At 43.4% G+C, this 19,895-nt stretch carries 10 protein-coding genes; 3 read left to right on the top strand and 7 right to left on the bottom strand.

Going from position 1 to position 19,895, the window contains the following annotated elements:
- Positions 1–25 precede the first annotated feature (25 nt).
- From NJD71_RS01870 to NJD71_RS01885, 4 genes are all read right to left on the bottom strand, one after another.
- On the bottom strand, positions 26–5,347 hold the full coding sequence (locus NJD71_RS01870) for a hypothetical protein (RefSeq protein WP_319050223.1): 5,322 nt from the start codon (positions 5,345–5,347) through the stop codon (positions 26–28).
- Positions 5,348–5,452: 105 nt separating this feature from the next.
- The gene (locus NJD71_RS01875; protein ID WP_319050225.1) at positions 5,453–7,492 is read right to left on the bottom strand and encodes a hypothetical protein; all 2,040 of its coding nucleotides are present in this window, start codon (positions 7,490–7,492) and stop codon (positions 5,453–5,455) included.
- Between the two features lie 44 nt (positions 7,493–7,536).
- Positions 7,537–8,001 carry a hypothetical protein gene (locus NJD71_RS01880; RefSeq protein ID WP_319050226.1) on the bottom strand — a complete coding sequence of 155 codons (465 nt, stop codon included), beginning with the start codon at positions 7,999–8,001 and terminating at the stop codon, positions 7,537–7,539.
- Positions 8,002–8,269: 268 nt separating this feature from the next.
- A complete protein-coding gene (locus NJD71_RS01885; RefSeq protein WP_319050227.1) occupies positions 8,270–9,961 on the bottom strand; it encodes a hypothetical protein in 1,692 nt (563 codons plus the stop codon).
- 542 nt (positions 9,962–10,503) lie between these two features.
- On the opposite strand from NJD71_RS01885, the gene aceE reads away from it, so the two are divergent.
- Together aceE and NJD71_RS01895 are read left to right on the top strand one after the other, a co-directional pair.
- Positions 10,504–13,317: a pyruvate dehydrogenase (acetyl-transferring), homodimeric type gene (gene aceE, locus NJD71_RS01890; protein WP_319050228.1), complete on the top strand. Its 2,814-nt coding sequence runs from the start codon at positions 10,504–10,506 to the stop codon at positions 13,315–13,317.
- 25 nt (positions 13,318–13,342) lie between these two features.
- Positions 13,343–15,064 carry a 2-oxo acid dehydrogenase subunit E2 gene (locus NJD71_RS01895; protein WP_319050229.1) on the top strand — a complete coding sequence of 574 codons (1,722 nt, stop codon included), beginning with the start codon at positions 13,343–13,345 and terminating at the stop codon, positions 15,062–15,064.
- Positions 15,065–15,278: 214 nt separating this feature from the next.
- Here the strand turns inward: NJD71_RS01895 and NJD71_RS01900 are convergent, their stop codons facing one another.
- The gene (locus NJD71_RS01900) at positions 15,279–15,905 is read right to left on the bottom strand and encodes an OmpW/AlkL family protein (protein WP_319050230.1); all 627 of its coding nucleotides are present in this window, start codon (positions 15,903–15,905) and stop codon (positions 15,279–15,281) included.
- 816 nt (positions 15,906–16,721) lie between these two features.
- Between NJD71_RS01900 and NJD71_RS01905 the strand changes: the two genes are divergently transcribed.
- On the top strand, positions 16,722–17,705 hold the full coding sequence (locus tag NJD71_RS01905) for an ion transporter (RefSeq protein WP_319050231.1): 984 nt from the start codon (positions 16,722–16,724) through the stop codon (positions 17,703–17,705).
- Between the two features lie 197 nt (positions 17,706–17,902).
- Here NJD71_RS01905 and NJD71_RS01910 read toward each other — a convergent pair whose 3' ends face one another.
- Together NJD71_RS01910 and NJD71_RS01915 are read right to left on the bottom strand one after the other, a co-directional pair.
- A complete protein-coding gene (locus tag NJD71_RS01910; protein WP_319050232.1) occupies positions 17,903–18,550 on the bottom strand; it encodes a TerD family protein in 648 nt (215 codons plus the stop codon).
- 144 nt (positions 18,551–18,694) lie between these two features.
- Positions 18,695–19,768, bottom strand: coding sequence for a helix-turn-helix transcriptional regulator (locus NJD71_RS01915; RefSeq protein WP_442967637.1), 1,074 nt, complete (start codon positions 19,766–19,768; stop codon positions 18,695–18,697).
- Positions 19,769–19,895 lie beyond the last annotated feature (127 nt).

A 19,895-nucleotide genomic window follows, 5' to 3' on the forward strand; every position in this document is an offset into this window, starting at 1 on the left:
AATGCCATTAGATCGTGTTGTCAATTTACAACGTATTATCGCTAACGGTAGTAGAGCTGCTCATCAAACGCTGGTTTTTTCGTGGATCTTCACGTTTGAATAGATCTTCGTCGAATTTGAAGCGCAGTCTGAAATAAGCCCCTTCTTGAGTACTGTCATCATAGGCGATGTCTTCGTCTTCAAAGCCCATAAAGTTGTAGCCAAGTGATAACCACAGATTGGTCATTGGACTATAGCCAACCTCTGCACCAAGCATATAAGCCAAGTCGTTTGCTTGATCGTTCCAGTAAGTGCCTGCTTGTAAGCCAATATCCCAGCGCTCACTGAGGTCATAAAGCCCGCGACCATAGACAGCATGTGCCGTATTGTCACTGGTCAATGCATCTGCTTTGTACTCTGTGTATTTACCAGCATAACGTCCAGATAAGGTTAGTGGACGCGTCGGATGGTAGTTACCATTCCATGACCAGATGGTTGTGTCTTTTCGATAAGTGTCATCACCAGTGTTGTTATCATCCAAGCGATACTCAAGCTTTGCTAGCATATCTAACTGGTTGCTATCATAATCACGATAAGCTGCGCCTAGCTGAAAGCGATTAATAGTACGGTCGCCATCAGTGTAATCAGTGCGTGAGTAGATGTCTTTGGCAAGTAGGGTGATCTCATCAGTATAGCGATAGGCAATACCAGCACTACCTAGTAATGTATCACTTGTTTCGCCCCAGCGTTTTTCAAAACGCCCTGATGCTTTGTAGTTTTCTTTGGCAAGATACTCAACACCAATACCTGCTGCGGTTGCCGTGTTGTCTTCTTCACCTTCAAGCGACTCAACACGCTCAAACAAGGTATTTAGAGTTAGACCTTCTTGGACATACCATTTGTTTTTTAGACCGATAGCGGCTTCGGCCTCGCGTGCACTAATAGCGTCACTCATACGGTATTCGCTATACACTTTACCATCTTTCATATAAGTGGCATCGAAACCAAAAACAGTACGTTGACGCTCATCAGTATCATCAAGACCATAAGTACCCGATAAGCTGTTGATCAAATCGTGACGCGCGTACAGTCGTCCCAAGCTACCAAGAGGGGTCTCGCCGCCGATGGAAGTGGCATTACGTGAGCTGTTGTCGATATCTTGCTCATACTCTGCAAATACCAAGCTATTATTCAATTTGGGCAGGCGAGAGGTAATACGAGCACGAACGGTTGTACCTTCGATGTCTTCATCAGCATTACTAACGCTACTTAACGCTGATTGATTGATGATGTCATCATTAAATAGCGTATCGTCTGTGATATCCAATACGTCTGTCGCCGCTTGGGTATTGCGTGAAGCAGCGGTAGCATCTTGCTTATAGTAGCGTACGCCAATCTCACCGACAACATTCTCACTCAAACGCTGCTCTATGCTAGCCTGGATACCTTTGACGCTCGCCTCGGTAGTATGGTCTTCGGTACGTACACCTTCTAGCTTTAATGCTGTTTTTTTGTTGTTTATCGTGTAAACGACTTCTACACCAGACTCGGTACGCCCCGCCGTAAGCGGTGACGCACCAGTGACGAAACCTTCATCAGCATCATTGTAGTACGCTTTGGCACGGGTGTTTTTCTTATTATCAAAGTCAATCTCAAGACGCAGCGCATTACCCTCAACATCACTCTCATCGAGTTCTGTGGTGTTGATTTGATTACTGGCTTGAAAATTTGGATTCTCAGCTTTATTCATGGCATATTCAGCGACTAGCTTTAACTTGTCGTTAAATTTGATAACGCTGTTGAGACTTGCAAGCTCTTCTTTGTTCAGTGGATCGTCGCTATTGATATAGCTACCACCGATAGATACTTTGTTGGTTAGTTGTTGCTTAGCAGCGATACCACCAACCAGATAATCTTCACCACCTTCATCTACTTCTACCGTGACACGAATATAGACAGGATTGCCTTCGATGTCTTGACTGGCAATCGGTGATTTCAAGAATAAGCTGCGGCTGATTGGGTCAATCTCATAATCTGCAAAACGCGTGAGGGTCTCACGGTTGACGATTAAGCCAGGGTTATTACGGTCGCGAGTGATCACTTCGATAGTTTCTGAGTTCTCTAACACGGCATCGAAGTCTTCAGCTAATGGGTAGGGACCTGAGATACCTAAACCACGCGTCTCATTCACACGCTGCGATGAGCTAGTTTCGGCAAGAAAAGTAGTTACGCGCGTATTAGCATCTTCGTACTGCGCTTTTAGACCGGTAAGCGTACGATTATACTGACCAAGTTTGATACCATCATCATTGTCGATCTGAGTCTTTAGGTCACCATAAAAGGCAAATGAGCGACCTTTATCTAAGCGTACATAGAGCTTACTCGTTGACTGCGCATCAAAACCTTTAGCTGATGAGTCGCCATAGACAGGGTAGTACTCGCCAGGTTCGATATCACGGAACAAGCGCTCACCTTTTTTGTCACTATCATAAGCAAGCGTCAGTAGATAATCACCGCGCACTTTACCTTTGAGGAACATTGCTGCACGGCCCGTCGCTGAGTAATCATCATTACCCGAAAACTCATGAAGCTCTTCTTCAAACGCGCCTTGAGCATCAGTGATACTACTACCATCAAAGTCTTTTAGTGAAATGGCACCTTCAACGATACCTACAGCAATCAGTGGACGCAGCTTTGGAATAAACTGCAGATCGATAACTTGCTTGCTACTACCCGTATCGATGATAAGCTCACCTTTACCCGCGACGCTTGGCGCAATAACAGGGATCAGTATCTCACCGCCATTAACGGTAACCTGCGTGCCCGCTTTATCTTTACTACCGTCAGGTAAATTGATACGACCGATATTGGTATCGATAGTGATCGGCGTTGACGCCACATAAGGACGGTTGTCACGATCTTTTAGGCTGACGACAATCTGGTACTCGCTGATACCATCAGCTTCAACCAAAGTCTCTTGAGTACGGTATTTAATCGCCTGCAAACTGTCAGGAGTCGTCACGTCAATAGACTGCTCAGAGATAACCTTACCATTAACATCAGTGGCTACGCCGCGCAAAGTGTTACGACCACGCTTTAGATCAACGGCGTAGTAGTCAAACGCGGTGACGTTTTGTTTTTCTTGCTCAGCCGTTTTACCGATTTGCTCAGCTGATACCACTTTGTCATTAGCATATAGCGTGAAGTTTGAGCCTAGCGGCGCTTGTACCTGTACCATCTGTTTATAAGAGGCAAGCTGTTGACCACTGCTCAAATTAATAAAAGCAACGTCGTTGTTAGCAACTTCTTTTAGGTACTCTTCGAGCACTTTTTCTTTGGGTTGAACGACTTTTGTGACGTCCATATTAACGCGCTCAGCACCAGGCTTGACAAGCTCTGTTACTATCGCTGAATCGCATTTGATACTTTGGTCTAAGACATCATTAGACTTACAACCACTAGCATCGACATTATCGGTATAATCGCGATCATAGATAGGTTCTAGATCAAGCTTGCTCTTAACCGCTTGTTCTAAAGTGTTATTTTTAGCACTGATACTTTTGCTACGAGCGACAAGCTCAGTATTTAAGCGCTCGGTACTATCGCCTATACCGCCAACGATAGCAAAATCAGCACGGTGCAACTCGCCATACTTAAGGTCAACAAAACGGCTACCACCATCTCCAGCGTTACGATTACTTTGGGTAATCAGCTCACTGGCAGCAGGTATTGTCGTGCGGTCAACTTTGAGCACGTGCGTCTTGGCACTAACGCCATAAAAGTTATATTTACCTTCAGGGTCGGTGACGATGAAGTTACCGTTTTCCATATAGATGCGCACGCCAGCTACGCCAAGCTCGCCGTCTTCTTTTTGCTGGATGCCATCGCGGTTGATATCGTGGTAGACCTTACCGATGATGATACCGTCAGTGTTCATCACGCCGCGGCTCACTTCGATGGGCCACTGTGCTTCTAACGATGCTAAGGTATTGTTGTTTTCGTCACGGCCATGCGCAGTAGCACGGTTGATACCGTCGCCGCCTAGTGCAGAAGCACCGACCAATACGCGATAAGTGACATTTTTAGTCTCGCCAACAGCTAGTGTACCTAAGTTTAGAACTTGATATTTGCCATCCGCTTTAAACTCAGTCGTCTGTGCCTGATTAATATCAAGATCGGTATCCGCATCGCCAGCGCCTTGAGTGATACGAGCACTGCCCTCGATGTAGGCAAAACCTCGAGGCAGAGCATCTTTTAACTCGACATCGTAGGCAGTCGCTGCACCGTTATTGGTAATGTTAATGCTGTAGTTGACATAATCACCCAGATCAGCTGATTTAACGTCACCTTCTTTAGTGACTTGTAGACGAGCTGACTGATCCATCACAGTGATGTTGCTACTGATATTACTATCGATGTTAACGCGATCACCCTCAGGCGTGATACAGGCATCAAGCGTTACCGCTAGGGTATCGCCTTGTAGCGTCTGAATGATCTCATCATCGATCGCATTAGCATTGTTTTGGGTAGGCGCCGAGACTTGATACTTACCTGTATTGTCGCCTGTCTCTGTGGCTTTTAGAGAATACTTGTCGCCTGTAAGCTCAGAGGTAATCGTTACCCATACTTGATCTTTTGCATTAGGCTGCACGTTACACTGCGCATAGTTGGCTTCAACAAAAACATTTGAGCCGACTTGCGTAGTATTTTGAGTGCTTTCAAAATTTTCATCCGTGAAACCAATGCTTGGCTTAACGATAATGAGTCTATCAGTTGCCGCAGCTGTCACTGATTCATCTTCAACGACGACTGCACCGATTTTGATCTCAGCAGTATCGTTACTAGCGGCGTTGCGATCAGTTAACGCCTGTACGATAAGCTGAATACTCTCGGCTTGACCCAAGGCAATTTTTGCGCTCAATCCGTCTAAGGCCAGCTGCTGATCAGCACCATCTATAATGTCATTATTGTTTATGTCTTGATAAACAACAAAGTTAGACAAAGTATTCGGGTAGTCGAAGCTGACAATAACGTCTTCATCATACGTGCCGTTATTCGATAGCACGTTAATCCACTGAGCTTTATCGCCAGCATTGACAGTCTGCAGGGGGGGCTCAGTGATACTGACGTCATACTCAGGGAGCGTCAAGGATTTAAAGCTAACCTGATTTGAGGTGCCTGTTTGCGTGCTATTGCCAACTTTATAATTGGTCTGTGCAATGTTGTTAATCGTAGTCACGCCCTTGCCGTCTTCAGCATGAGCGATATTTGCTTGCATAAGTAGCATCGACGCTGCTAACGTCGTCAGGGCAGTTAGTGCACCTGTACGGTAGCGAGGGTTACGAGACGAAAATACAGCTTGACGCATATTCGGTAATCCTACTTATGAAAGAAAACATAGTTAATGTATAAAGGATAAAAGGGGAGTTTTCTTAATCCGGTTAAGAAAACTCCTTTGATCATGATTCAGTAATTATGGAGCTGGGTTAGTACCTGTTTGTGAAATAGTAGCAGAGAAGTAGATAGTACCTGTTTCCTGTCCTACTAACGTAGTAAACTCGCCACCAACCGTTTGACCTGACTGTATGAGTGAAGCTGGAGTCGAGTTAATTGAGGTTTCAGAAGAGAAACTACCATTTTTGTATGTCAGTTTATTCGATAACTCATCAGATAAAACAAGAGAGTTAACTTCAGTATTAGGAAAAGTATTGGTCGCTTCTAGCTTGTAAAAAGCGCACTGATCAGCACTTGCAGCTAAAGGATTAGCAGCTGTTTCTGATGACCATTGAGAGTCAGGGATTGAAGTAGGCGTCACATCACAAGATGCTACGGCTTGAAACTTAAACAGATCGACACCTTGCATGGTAATTTTAGAAGTAGTGGTATCAGCTGAGGGTGCAGGTGTACCATCTAACACTCTTTGCGCTTCAACTGTAATGATATAATCTTCAAACTTACCAATATCACTATCTTGTCCGTCATTGCTACCTGAACCATTAGTATTGACTAGCATACCAATATTGACAGAAGCACCAGGAGCAAGACCTGTAGCACCGACTGCGTCATTTAAGTCATACTGATCTTGATTATTAGCAGCCAATACTGTCTCACCAGCATCAAGCTCGCCATCACCATCAGTATCGACAAACACAGTAGCAACATCAATTTGAGTTAAATCATCCTGAGGTGTTATGGTGAAGAAAACATCACCAGCTTGCGTAGCCTCAGTCAAATCAACACTTTTGTTAGTAATGGTGTAAGTATAACCATTACCAGTACTTTGTAAGGGTACATCTTTTTCATCACTACCCGTAATTTCTAGCTCGCGGTTCTGGTTTCTAGGGATAACAGTACCGTCATCAGGGTCACCATCTTCACCACGAGGGTCACCTGGTTTTTCGTATGTGTTATCAACAGTATCATTTGTACTATCAGTAATATCTGGAATGCCATCACCGTCTAGATCATCTTCGACTACAGCATAGTTGACAAAGTCGCTAGCTACAGTAGCATTGTCAGCGGCTCTAGCGCGGAAAGTTACAGTGATAGTCTCACCTTGAGCGATATTTTGTCCTAAGACAGTAATGGTTCTGCCATCAGTTGAAATACCAGGCGTATTAGTATTACTACTGCCGTCAGTCGAAATAGTAGGTGCTACATAGTCATTCTGGCCATCTTGTATCGCAACTAAGCCATCAGGAAGCGCATCTGTAATAGTAACATCGCTACCATCGATGTTACCTTCGTTCTGTACCGTTATAGTGTAGTCAACGTAGGCACGGTCGTTATTTAAGTCAATAATTTGAGTATTGAGATTGGTTCGCGCAGACTTAGTAATAGCATAAATAGGCGCTATAGTAATAGCATTATCGGTGTTCGTAGCTGCTGTATTGTCACCCTTGCTAGCTAGATACTGGCTAGTCGCTTTAACAATCAAAATACCATTGTCATCTATAACGCGATCTTCATTAACTTTTGCCGTAATAGTGATATCAGCTGATTCGCCTGGATTAAGCTCTATGGTTTCACCATTTGCAATAGTAATGACATTACCAATAGAATTACCATCAACATCCAGTTTTTGATAAGTGATGACACTCTCTGCAATATCGTAGTTGAAATCATCGTTGACACTATCGTTTTCGATACTAACAGTATAAGTATCTGATACGTTACCATCGTTGCTTAGGGTATGAGTAAAAGCTACCGTCGCGCCTACAAAAGGTTGAACGTCTATATCTTCATTAATGTCATCAGTCGCACTCGCGCCGCCAGTCGCTAATAGTGTAAACGACCCTGTTTCAGAGACACTAATAGTAACTTCGTTCGAGCGAGCGCTTTGCGGATTATTAGTATCACCAGCAACTACATAACTCGCGGTTGCGACGTTTTTGACTTCAAAAGCATCTGCCTGATCATAGCTAACATTATCAGCATGAGCAGTACCAGCGATACCCATAGCAGCGATGACGCCGACGGTAAGCACTGAGTATTTAAAAGCGTTAGGTTTCATGCGGTAAATCTCCTAAAGGATATAAATGAGTAGTCCGAAACGAACTATTCAACGATGGTGTTCAGTGCCACAGCGGCAGACTTCTTAGCGGGTAGTAATTTAATATTCCAGCGTAGAGTACGGTACTCAGAGTATGGAATCTTGACCATCTTGCCATCAACTTTGCGCATGAGCGGCATATCGGCGTAGTTCTTACCATCGATACTTGCCTGAGCGCTAGCAGGCATTGCCTCACCATTAAATACCATGTTGGCAGGAATGGGCAAAATAACCGCTAAATCGTTGATGTCTTTATTGATAGTATTGGTATAGTTGGCTTTGTACTGAATAACAGTACCAGCGGGCGCTGTGCTTACAGGGGCATAGCTCACTTTGCCGTCAGCATTCTTGATGACTTTATTGGCAGTCAATTCCATTTCTAAAGCGTCTTCAGCATGAGCTATATTTAGTAAAGAGCTAGAAGCTATAGTGGCTAATAGAATATTGCGTAGAATCTTGAAACGTTTCATATAAAATCCTTTCCTATACCGTTACTATCATTGGGATACTGATGCTTTGGGCTACCGTGAGGCTGTCTATAATTTGATATCAAGATTGTCTGTAAAAAGCACACACCTCCCTTTAAGCTATTGTAACGTAATCGATACAAGTATCAATTATAAAAATGACAAATGGTATTTCAAGGTGACCGAACGGTAAAAGCCCCGTCTAAGAAGACAGGGCTTTTTTATATTAAAAAAGGAAATAGTAATAATCTAGAGTTGCAAGAGATAATAGCTACTGAGCGTTCACAGTAGTGCCATATTTGGTATTAAAATAAAAGTTGCGGTTTGATCTGGCGTTTAGGGTAAAGGAATTGGTTATTACTGTACCGTTATTACCGATAGCCACACTATTAGAAGCATAGTCGGTTGTACTGGCTACTGGATTGGCTAAGGTTGAGGTAACCGCTGCGCCATCACTTTTGCTTTGCAGTTTATCCTGCATCACAAAGTTTGTGATGGGGACATTAGCGCGATTGGTGGCGGTAATGCGATAAGCAATACACTGACCAGGGGTAAGGGCATTTCCATTATTAGCACTTTCACTAAAGCCATTTCTAAGGTCTGTTTCACCTACACGATTGAGATCAGGATCAGTATAAGGGATGGTAGAAGGACAGTTATTAACGTATTGAGCTTTTCTAAGGACTAAGGCGGCGTTTTCTGCAATGACGCGACCAAAGTTCCTGTTGGGATAGTTGTAGGTGGTGGTTGCAAATCCAGTATTGATATTGTCTATTGTGGTTCGAATAGGATATGTTGCGCCCGTTCTACTCTCTATCAAACATATACTTCGATTAGTACCAAAGGTTGAGAGAGGGACACTAAATTGAAACTCACCGATAGTCGCGCCGCTACTATTAACAGTTTGTGTAGCATAAGTGAGAGGGTTGTTACTATCGCAACTGGCTAGTTTGACAGTACTACCGCTGATCCCCGTCTCTTGGGGCGGATTAAAAACACCGTTAAAGTAGTTTGTATTATTATAAGTCCCAGAATTGAAGTTGGCATTAGTAGCGCTCGCTTGCGCTGCTGTGATACCACCATTATCGTCAAATACCGTACCAGAAAAAATGTACTGAGGAACGTAACAGTAGTTGTCTACTCTAAAAAAGATTTGCTGATTAGTTGGGTTATTTCGATTAAAAATACGATAATTAGCGTTGCTATAGCGAACTTTTACTGATCTTACTGGTTCTGCAAACTGAATAGAGCCTTGACATGCAGTATCCAAATTATCCCCTGAACATTCGTTAGCATTAATACTACTAGTATTAAAAAGTCCTAACCCTGGAAAAGTAGCTCTATTGGAATTAGTTTCTCTAAAAGCACCAATATTTGAGCCTACTGTTGATTGAAAGCTACCATCAATAGTTGTGCCATTTGCAGTTACTCCCGTAAACAGCACATAGTCATCAAAAGAGTTGTTAGTGTTATTGACAACGTCAATGTCAAAAGCACTCATAGCAACATTAGTTAAAAAGATAGGTTGCTCCGTTATACTGTTACGAAAGTCAAGATCGATGGAGGTAACTGAGGTCACCGAAGGAAAGTTCCGAACTATATTAAAAGCACTATTACTACCTATTGTTTGTACGATAAAACTACCAGTCGTAGGCGGACCGTTAAGTTCTGATGTGGTCATTCTTATCTGCAAAGGTATACTGCCTGATGCGTTGCCTGCGATGTTGACATAATTATCAGTATTCACTGCTGAGACTAGGTTAGTGTAGTCTGCGTTTGTCAGGCTGCTTTGAGAAGCACCTGCTATTCCATTACAAGTTGCCCCACGATTAGGAGCAAGCGCATGAGATGAGATGCTCATCAATGACAATATTACAAACCCCATCAAATTCAGTATTTGAGATTGATACTTATTGAACGAAAAAGCATTCGCTATATTTAAGGATTTTTTAGCCTTATACATGTCACTAGTCCTAAGAATCAAGGTTGCTCAATTAATATCATGGTTAACCATATTTATACAAATATACTAGTATGGGATACTAATAAGCAATTTGTCATAAATCCAGTGTAAAGTTACCAGTGGTCGATTTGGTATGATGAAAAGTAAATTATATTCATAAGATTACACATAAACAAATTACAATATTGTCATTTTTAAAAAAACTAATCGTTATTTATTTAAAAAATACTTGTTATTTATCCATTTCTCTACAGCCATAAACAATCTCTCCACAAACGCCTATAATAGAGTGTCAAAATCATCTATGACAGGATATACAGGGTTAACAGTATGAGCTGTTTTGTCATGGCATCTATTTGATGTACAAGTCAGCTTACCGTAGTAGTATTTTTTACCATCATGTTCTATACCACCGCACAAAACAATGGAATGATTGAAGATAGCAAGGAAGCCATCAGTAAGTCGATATCCCATCACTCACCAGTATTTAACAAAGCCTTGCCACATAGGCAGGTACGACTGATATAAAAGGATTAACACCAATGAATTATTATAAGGATGCTGATAGCACCGAAACCCAAGAGTGGCTGGCAGCCTTTGAATCTGTGGTCAAACACGCAGATAAGGACCGTGCCCAGTTTCTACTAAAGGCGTTGTACAACATGGCAGTTCAAGAAGGCCTGCCTTTTAATAGACTAGATACCGCTTACGTCAATAGTATCGCCGCAGAAGATGAGCCAATGTATCCAGGCGATCTAGGCATGGAGCGTAAGATACGTGCTTTGATTCGTTATAACGCACTTGCCATGGTTATGCGTGCCAACAAAAACGATGATGACTTGGGTGGTCACTTAGCGACATTCGCCTCTAGTGCAACGCTTTATGAGACTGGTTTTAACCATTTCTTCCGAGCAGCCAGCGATCATTTCGGTGGCGATATGATTTATTACCAAGGTCATTCAGCACCAGGTATCTATGCGCGCTCGTATTTAGAAGGTCGTTTGACCGAAGATCAGCTTGATAACTTCCGCCGTGAAGTGGGTGGTAAAGGTCTATCAAGCTATCCACATCCATACCTGATGCCTGATTATTGGCAGTTCCCAACGGTATCAATGGGACTTGGGCCCATCATGTCGATCTATCATGCCCATGTACATCGCTATATGGAAAACCGCGAATTACTAGAAAAAGAAGGTCGTAAAATCTGGACGTTCTTGGGTGATGGTGAAACGGATGAGCCAGAAAGCTTAGGCGCAATCTCTCTTGCTGGTCGTGAGAAGCTAGATAATTTGATATGGGTGGTCAATTGTAACTTACAGCGCCTTGATGGTCCTGTACGTGGTAATGGCAAGATCATTCAAGAGCTAGAGTCTGTGTTCCGCGGTGCAGGCTGGCGCGTCATCAAAGTTATCTGGGGTGGCAACTGGGATTCACTACTTAGTAAAGATCATACCGGCGTGCTTAAACATCGTATGGAAGAAGTGGTCGATGGTGAGTACCAATTATATGAAGCACGTACGCCTGAATTTACCCGAAAAGAGTTTTTTGGTAAATACCCAGAGTTAGAAGAGATGGCAGATGCGCTGACAGACGAAGAGATTGCACGTCTGAACCGCGGTGGCCACGACCCAGTAAAAGTCTATGCTGCTTTTAGTGAAGCAATGAAGACAAAAGGTCAGCCCACTGTTATTTTGGTCAAAACTGTCAAAGGTTACGGCTTATCTACTCAAACGCAAGCCGTTAACAAGTCACATCAGATCAAAAAGCTAGATCAAGAAGCCTTGATGTATTTCCGTGATCGTTTTAATTTGCCGTTTACTGATGAGCAACTAGAGACCCTACCATTCTATCGCCCTGAGGAAGGTTCGGCGGAGATGAAGTATCTCAAAGGCCGCCGTGAAGCATTAGGTGGTCATCTGCCAAACCGCCGTAGTGGTCATATTCCGCTTAATATTCCTGAGCTATCGATGTTTGATCGCGTACTAAAAGGCAGTAATGGCAAAGAGCAATCTACCACGATGGTCTTTGTACGTTTGCTATCTGCGATGCTCAAAAACAAAGATATCCAAGATCGCGTTGTACCAATCGTCCCTGATGAAGCGCGTACATTTGGTCTAGAAGGTATGTTCCGTCAATTGGGTATCTACTCGGCTGTTGGTCAAAAATATACGCCAGAAGATAGTGAAGCGTTGATGGGTTATAAAGAAGCCATCGATGGTCACATGCTAGAAGAAGGTATCAACGAAGCGGGCGCAATGAGTACATGGATTGCTTTAGCAACCAGCTACTCTGTGAACGCCTTACCAATGATTCCGATGTATATCTATTACTCAATGTTTGGTTTCCAACGTGTGGGTGATTTGGCTTGGGCCGCAGGCGATTGTCAGGCACAGGGTTTCTTACTAGGTGCAACAGCTGGTCGTACAACGCTTAACGGCGAAGGTTTGCAGCATCAGGATGGTCATTCACAGATACTATTCAATACCGTACCGAACTGTGTAACCTATGACCCTTGTTTTGGTTACGAGCTGGCAGTAGTGATGCATGATGGCCTACGCCGTATGTATGGTGAAGGCGAGCGCGTCTATTATTACTTGACGCTGATGAATGAAAACTACGAGCAACCTGAAATGCCAGAAGGAAGCGAAGAAGGTATCAAGCGCGGTATGTACTTATTAGAAGATAATGGCTCAGCACAAGTACAGCTGTTAGGGTCTGGTGTGATCTTACGCGAAGTACAAAAAGCATCACAGATACTAAAAGATGAGTTCAATATCACATCTAACGTCTGGAGCGTTACCAGCTTTAATGAACTGACTCGTGATGGTATGGATTGCGACGACTACAACCGCTTGCACCCAATGGATGAAGAAAAAGTGCCTTGGGTTACTGAGCAGTTGGCACCGCACGAAGGTATCGTGGTTGCTGCGACAGATTATATGCGTAACTACTCAGAGCAGATTCGTGCTTGGTTACCAGACAACCGTCCTTATACGACTTTGGGTACTGATGGTTATGGCCGCTCTGATACGCGTGAAAACCTACGTAGCTTCTTTAACGTTGATGCCGCACACATTGTTGTGGCAACGCTGAAACGCCTAGCCGATGAGGGTGAAGTTGAAATGCGTTTGGTCAAAGACGCGATTTCAAGCTTAGGTATTGATGTGGATCATCCACCTGCATGGCAACAGCAGTCTTATTATGATCAGTCTCCGGATGCACCAGCACCAGGTAATGTCAATCCAAAACCCGTTCCTGAGTTTGTTGAAGAAGATGATGATGAAATCAGTGATGAAGGTCGCGCGGAAGACCAAGCAGATGCAAACGTACTCGATGATAGTGATGTCAAAGAATAATAACCATAAGACGAGGAAATAAATCATGGACATTAAAGCCCCCGATTTAGGTGTGGATAGCGCCGAAGTCAGCGAGATTATGGTAGAAGTTGGCGATGTCATCGCAAAAGACGACAACATCGTGTTGTTAGAGTCTGACAAAGCATCAGTCGAAGTGCCAAGCTCCGCTGCTGGTAAAGTCACTAAAATTAGCATTGCTATTGGTGATCAAGTCAGTGAAGGCATGGTGCTCATTGAGCTTGAGAGTGCAGATGATAGCAATGACAGCGATAGCACTGCTGATGACAAACAAGATAACAACACCGCAAAAGACACATCTGCTGACACAGAAGAAAAATCTGAGCCTGACACTACTGAATCAGAGCAATCAGAGTCTACTGCTAAGCCAGCCACTGGTGCTGATCAGGCAACCACTCATGCGTTACCTGATCTAGGCGTTGATGAAGCACAGGTTTCTGAAATCATGGTAAGCGTCGGTGATACTGTCAGCGCTGAACAGTCGATTTTATTGATCGAATCTGATAAAGCTTCAGTTGAAGTACCAGCGCCCGTTGCCGGTAAGATCGAAAAAATCTTGGTCGAAGCAGGAGATATGGTTGCTAACGGTCAGGACTTTATCGTTATTATGGAAAGCGGTACAGATAATGTGAGTGATAGTGAGTCTGAAGCTTCTAAACCACAAGAGTCAGCACCCGCTAAAGCAGAAGATAAAACAGCTCCTAAAACCACTGGTGAGCCAAAACAAGCTGCCAAACCGACCAATACTGATACAGCTGCTAGCAAACCAGAGGGTAAACTCACTGAAGCACAGGTCAATGAAAAATTGGTCGATGTGTATGCAGGTCCTGCCGTGCGTAAGCTAGCGCGTCAGTTAGGTGTTGACATCACACAAGTGACTGGCTCAGCATTAAATGATCGTATCCTAAAAGAAGATCTGTTTGCCCATGTCAAAGACAGCCTGACCAAGCAAAAAGCAGCGCCTGCGAGCAGCAGTGCCGTAAGTTCAGGTCTACCGAAACTGCCTGACATGAGTAATACAGAGGTTTGGGGTGAGACAGAAACCCAAGACCTCAGCCGTCTGCAAAAAGTATCAATACCGCAGCTGAACTACAATACCTTGCTGCCACAAGTAACACAGTTTGATTTGTCTGATATTACCGAGACTGAAAAACTGCGTGGTGAGTTAAAAGGCGGTATGAAAGCTGAAGGGGTTGGGCTGACTATCTTGGCCTTTATCGTTAAGGCGACTGCATATGCGCTCACGCAGCATCCACGCTTTAATAGTCATTTAAGCGATGACAATACGCAAATTATCTTGCGGAAGAGTGTCAATATGGGTATCGCAGTAGCGACTGATGATGGTCTGATTGTACCTGTTATTAAGGACGCGCAAGCTAAAGGTATCAAGCAAATCGCAATTGAGATTGGTGAACTTGCTGTTAAGGCTCGCGATAAGAAGCTCAGTACCAAAGATCTACAAGGGGCAAGCTTTACTATTTCAAGCCAAGGTATCCTAGGTGGTACAGCATTTACGCCACTGGTCAACTGGCCACAAGTAGGTATCTTGGGCGCCTCAGAAGCCACTATGCAGCCTGTCTGGAATGCTGCTAAGCAGACTTTCGAGCCACGCTTGATGTTGCCATTATCATTATCTTATGATCACCGCGTTATCAATGGTGCTGATGCGGCAGTGTTTACCCGCTATGTTGCGACCTTGCTTGCAGATCCACGTCGTATTTTGATCTAGCGCTTACTGATAAACAGAAAAAGACTGTCTACGGACGGTCTTTTTTATGGCTTGCTTTTCGTTTCTAGAAACCACTATTCTAAAAATAGCTATCTAACGGCGAGGTGAGATGTAGATGGTAGTAATAGTGAGTAGCAAGTGATAAACAGCAATTAATAAATATAAAAAAGCCAGCTAACAAGCTGGCTTTTTTGACTCATGATACTTGACTGGCTTAAAATTGTTTGACAAAGGCAACGCCATATACCCAAGGGCTGATATCAATTTCACCGATATCACTGCCGTCTAAAGTAGCGTCGGTTTTGATGTCCATGTAGCGTGCATCGATTCGGAATGCTTCAGTAGGCGCAAAAGGAATATCAAAACCTACGTGACCAGCTACGCCAACGCTATCATCAAGATCTAAATCACCACCACTAGAGATTCTTTCTTTAAAAAATGTCGTGTAGTTCACACCAACACCGATAAAAGGCTTGATATTCATTGGCATACTGTAATTATCGAAGTGATACTGTACAGAAAGCGTAGGTGGTAAATGTTGGGTGCTACCTGTCAAAACTTGAGTACCATCAGCACTATTCAGGTCAAAATCATGATGAAATGGGATAGCTGCAAGCAATTCGACACCAACATTATTAGCGATAAAGTATTCGCCGCTGATCGTTGGACGGATATCATCATCAACTTTTACTGCTAGTGTACCGTCGGCTAATGTACCGTTGTCGCTTTTTGGGTCGACCATATGGGCGCCAGCAGCAACAGACCACGTGCCAGCAGGGATAGCAAAAGCAGTGGTCATCGTGAATACGGCAGCTACCAAAACTAGGGATTGTAGTTTCATTGGTTGGTTCCTAAAATGTGAAAAGGGTCAGTGAAATGAGGGATGGCATTGTACACTGATACATAATGTTATAATAGATAGTTAATCTGTAACATCATGGCATCATTATAGTTTAAAACCACATTTATTGTAAGGTTTTAATTTGAGATTTAAGTGCTTTTATTTAGTCACTAACGATAGAAGGAATTATTTGACAGCTTTTGACTGTTAAAAAACTAATTATTGTGGGATAGGGTACAACCGCATTGTGATACTCTGATATAACTGGTTCAAAAAACTGAGATAATAATGGTTATCTGAATCGAAGAGTTGATGAGCGTCAAATTATTAACGATTGATAATGGCTTATGGAATTGATATTGATGATATGACAAGAGGCGTAATATATTATGCTCGGTTATTGTAGTAATTCTCCTCTACGCTGTGAGAATGCACGCTCTACAAAGATATTGAATCAGGTAGACTCTTGTTGCCCTGAATGCAATTTGTTTTTGGTGCCTGCTCAAGATATAAGCCAACAGCTTATTGCTGATGAGCAGTTTTTAAGACTTTCTATTTTATCAACCGCACTGATGCTGCTCATATCTGTCTATATCTATTATTTAAAGTTTACGTAACCCTTTATGGTCAAGTATGATAAAAACCATGAGTAATACGGGTGGCTTCAAGTCAGGGGCTGTCATAAGATGTCAGGCGCTCCATCGAATGAGCTGTATTTTTGACCATCTGTTTTTTTAAGCTTATAGGTAGTCATATTCTATGATCACTGCTTTATTCTACTAATATAATACCGGTGTTTCACCGCATAGGGACGGCATGCTATTCCAATCTATACGGCGCTTGCGTCATTTTGTTTATGATGTTTTGCAGAACGAAGCGCACGACACGTTGTTTAGTCGTTATCTCGATTATTTTCTTATATTCTTGATCATGACCAATGTGGCAGCTGTGATAGCGGAATCAGTGGATAGTTGGTATTACCCATATCAAGAGTATTTCACATGGTTTGAAAATTTCTCTATAGTGATATTTTCTATCGAGTATTTACTACGGTTATGGAGCGTCGCTGAAGCCAAGCCTGACAACACAACGTGGCGGCAGCGTTGGGATTGGATCAGAAGCCCGTCAGCACTTATTGATTTGGTGGCGATTGTCCCAGCTTTCCTAAACTTCTTTGTCACCATTGACTTGCGTTTCTTACGGATTCTGCGTTTGTTCCGTATTCTCAAGCTCACTCGCTATTTTGCGTCCATGCGTATTCTACTGGTGGTCATCAGTAAAGAGCGCGGCTCGTTTCAAGCCGTTATCTTTATATTAATTATCATGATTGTGACCGCATCGAGCGGTATTTATTTGGTCGAAAATCATGCCCAACCAGAAGAGTTTGAGTCGATACCCAAAGCGATGTGGTGGGCTGTGGTGACGCTTACGACTGTGGGCTACGGTGATGTAACCCCGATTACCAATGCTGGCAAGATATTGGGGGCAATTATTACCATATTGGGTGTGGGTCTCGCAGCACTTCCTGCAGGTATCTTAGCAACAGGTCTGGCAAATGAGCTTGCGCAGCGCCGTGAAGAGCTGGAGCAACATTTTCGAGAGCAGCTGATCGATAGCGACTTTGATCTGGTACAGAACCAGATGATGATTGATAAGATTCGCCGCGAGCTAGGATTGGACAAAGAGCAGGCGCAAAATATCGTATTACAAGTGCTGCGTGAACAAGAGCTGGAGCGCCGCGAAAAAGAAGTAGAGAACCGTCAAAAGAATTTTTGTCCACATTGTGGTGAGGTCTTATAGATAAAAATTAGATAGGAGTAGGTGTTTTTTAAAGGAGCTACTAAGGTAACTATTGAAGGAGCTATCGAAGTAGCCATTCAAATAGTAATCTAAACAGTCACCAGATAACGGTGTGGGCGATAAAAAAATGGTGCTGTGTGATCAAAACACAGGACCATTTTTATATTTTACTATTTGTTGATAATATATATCTAGGACTATACACCCTGAGGAATAGGCATCGCACGTGCCAACTCATGGGCCACTTGCTGTGCTGCACTTGATAGATCTTCTGCATCTAGTGGTAGGTTTTGCAGCGTCAGATGCCAGTCATCGACAGAACGACGCAAATGAGCAACCCAAAGGGTTTTACAATCACGTGGCAGCTGTTTTAGGTTGACTTCAAAACAGCGGTTGCCCTCGTCATCGCTCAGATGAATCTCGCCTTTCTTAACTCTTGAAAACGCGTGACCATGGTATGAGTTGGCAAGCAACGCAATATGAGTGATATGTTCTGGAACTTCTTCTAACTCCAATCTAATTTGCTCTTGGTCAAGTGGCGCAAGATACATGGCTTGCTCACCGCGATCCTTGCCGTTTAGACTGTCTCCTTGATGCTTGACTGATTCGGCTCTATCACGCAATTGTTTGAACCAGACGATGTCACTAATGATGCAATTGTCATCATATAAGACGCAGGCTAAGTCGATATCGACTGCGCTTTTGTCCTTTTTAAAACGTTTAAATAACCCTTTTGGCTCAATCTTGGTAAATTCATAATTGAGCGCAAAAAATAAGGTTCCCGTATCCAAGCCCAGTCCTCTTAAACTGTCGGAAAGCAGTGGTGATGGGGCAGTGGTCGGCATAACATTCCTTTTTTTAATTCTTAGTGGTTAATTCTTGGTTCTTGGTTCTTGGTTCTTGGTTCTTGGTTCTTGGTTCTTGGTTCTTGGTTCTTGGTTCTTGGTTCTTGGTTATTAGCGCATATTGTGGTCTAAGGGTTACTTAGCTTAGACGTCGCTATCAGTATTCGTTGTCGCTCGAGGTTTGTCTAATACCGCTTGGTATAATAATTCAGGCTTAGCATCCAACAAACCATTGCCAAAACCACGTAGCCACCAAACCAGTTGTGAGGTCAGATTAACCGTCGCTTTTATCGTTAAGGTTCCGTCATCATTTGCTATGACAACCTGATCGTCACTCAATTTACTCTCGGTGAGGCTTCTACCTGCTTGCTGCGTAAATTGTAGCTCAATGGTGGTGTTTTTACCACGCTCAGCCAGTTCACCGAAAAACGGGTGGCTAAACCCCATACTGCCTTCGTCCAGATACGTATCGAGTTGAAAGTTATCTGGGGTTTGTGCGGTACTTTCTAAAATATCCACACTATCAAATCGGTGTAGTGCAAAAGTGCGAATAATGACGTCTGGATCATCGGTACGAGTGGCCAGTAGATAGATAATTACACCACGCTGAATGATAGCAATAGGGTTTAGCGTATACTCACTGGCCTCTGACTTGTTGCTACGAGTATAGCAGGCATTGATTTGTAACTGATAAAATAGCGCATGATAGATGTTGTCTTTGCTATCTAAGTCTATGTGTGGCGCAATGAGTGGCTGAGTCGCAGGCTCGATACGAACGCGGTCTATCCAGGAATGTGTTACTTTGCTATTTTTGAGTTGTCGCCTTGCCAAGTCAAACCAAGGGAACAGCTCATCTAAAATGACAGGTGGCAATAGCTGAGTCAGATTGGCCTCAACCATATTGAAGGCAACGGCTTGCGATAAGTTCATGTGCGGTAAGCTTTGTAGCGGGGCATCTTCTTTCCAGCGCCAGCCTTGAGGATTGGCATTGTTTTTTTCGATAGGAAAGCGTTTGGCCAGCGCATTCAAATCACGCTGTACAGTACGTAGACTGATATCGAAACCTGCCATCATGAGCTGTTCGTAAATATGGGTGGTGCCTACCCAGCGATTGCGCTGTAGCTGTGACAACACCTGCCATTGACGAGCAGTCGTCGCCGCCCCATGACGGTTGTCATTGCTCTCTTTTAGCGCGTTGCTCTCTGTAGCCACCAGCATATTCTCTTGCTCAGTAGCGTTGGCTTGAGCGTGGATGTCATTGGCAGTGGTAGGACGTACAGTCATTAAGAGATACCCTTTATGAAGTCATAGGTCATTTTTTTGTAGGTCAATATTTTCAAGATTA

It is taken from the genome of Psychrobacter sp. PP-21 (assembly GCF_033790785.1).
Classification (GTDB): Bacteria; Pseudomonadota; Gammaproteobacteria; order Pseudomonadales; family Moraxellaceae; genus Psychrobacter.

Coding starts and splice junctions, on each gene's coding strand:
- NJD71_RS01880 (WP_319050226.1), bottom strand. CDS start 8,001: ATGAAACGTTTCAAGATTCTACGCAATATTCTATTAGCCACTATAGCT.
- aceE (WP_319050228.1), top strand. CDS start 10,504: ATGAATTATTATAAGGATGCTGATAGCACCGAAACCCAAGAGTGGCTG.
- NJD71_RS01875 (WP_319050225.1), bottom strand. CDS start 7,492: ATGAAACCTAACGCTTTTAAATACTCAGTGCTTACCGTCGGCGTCATC.
- NJD71_RS01915 (WP_442967637.1), bottom strand. CDS start 19,768: ATGCTGGTGGCTACAGAGAGCAACGCGCTAAAAGAGAGCAATGACAAC.
- NJD71_RS01900 (WP_319050230.1), bottom strand. CDS start 15,905: ATGAAACTACAATCCCTAGTTTTGGTAGCTGCCGTATTCACGATGACC.
- NJD71_RS01870 (WP_319050223.1), bottom strand. CDS start 5,347: ATGCGTCAAGCTGTATTTTCGTCTCGTAACCCTCGCTACCGTACAGGT.
- NJD71_RS01895 (WP_319050229.1), top strand. CDS start 13,343: ATGGACATTAAAGCCCCCGATTTAGGTGTGGATAGCGCCGAAGTCAGC.
- NJD71_RS01905 (WP_319050231.1), top strand. CDS start 16,722: ATGCTATTCCAATCTATACGGCGCTTGCGTCATTTTGTTTATGATGTT.
- NJD71_RS01885 (WP_319050227.1), bottom strand. CDS start 9,961: ATGTATAAGGCTAAAAAATCCTTAAATATAGCGAATGCTTTTTCGTTC.
- NJD71_RS01910 (WP_319050232.1), bottom strand. CDS start 18,550: ATGCCGACCACTGCCCCATCACCACTGCTTTCCGACAGTTTAAGAGGA.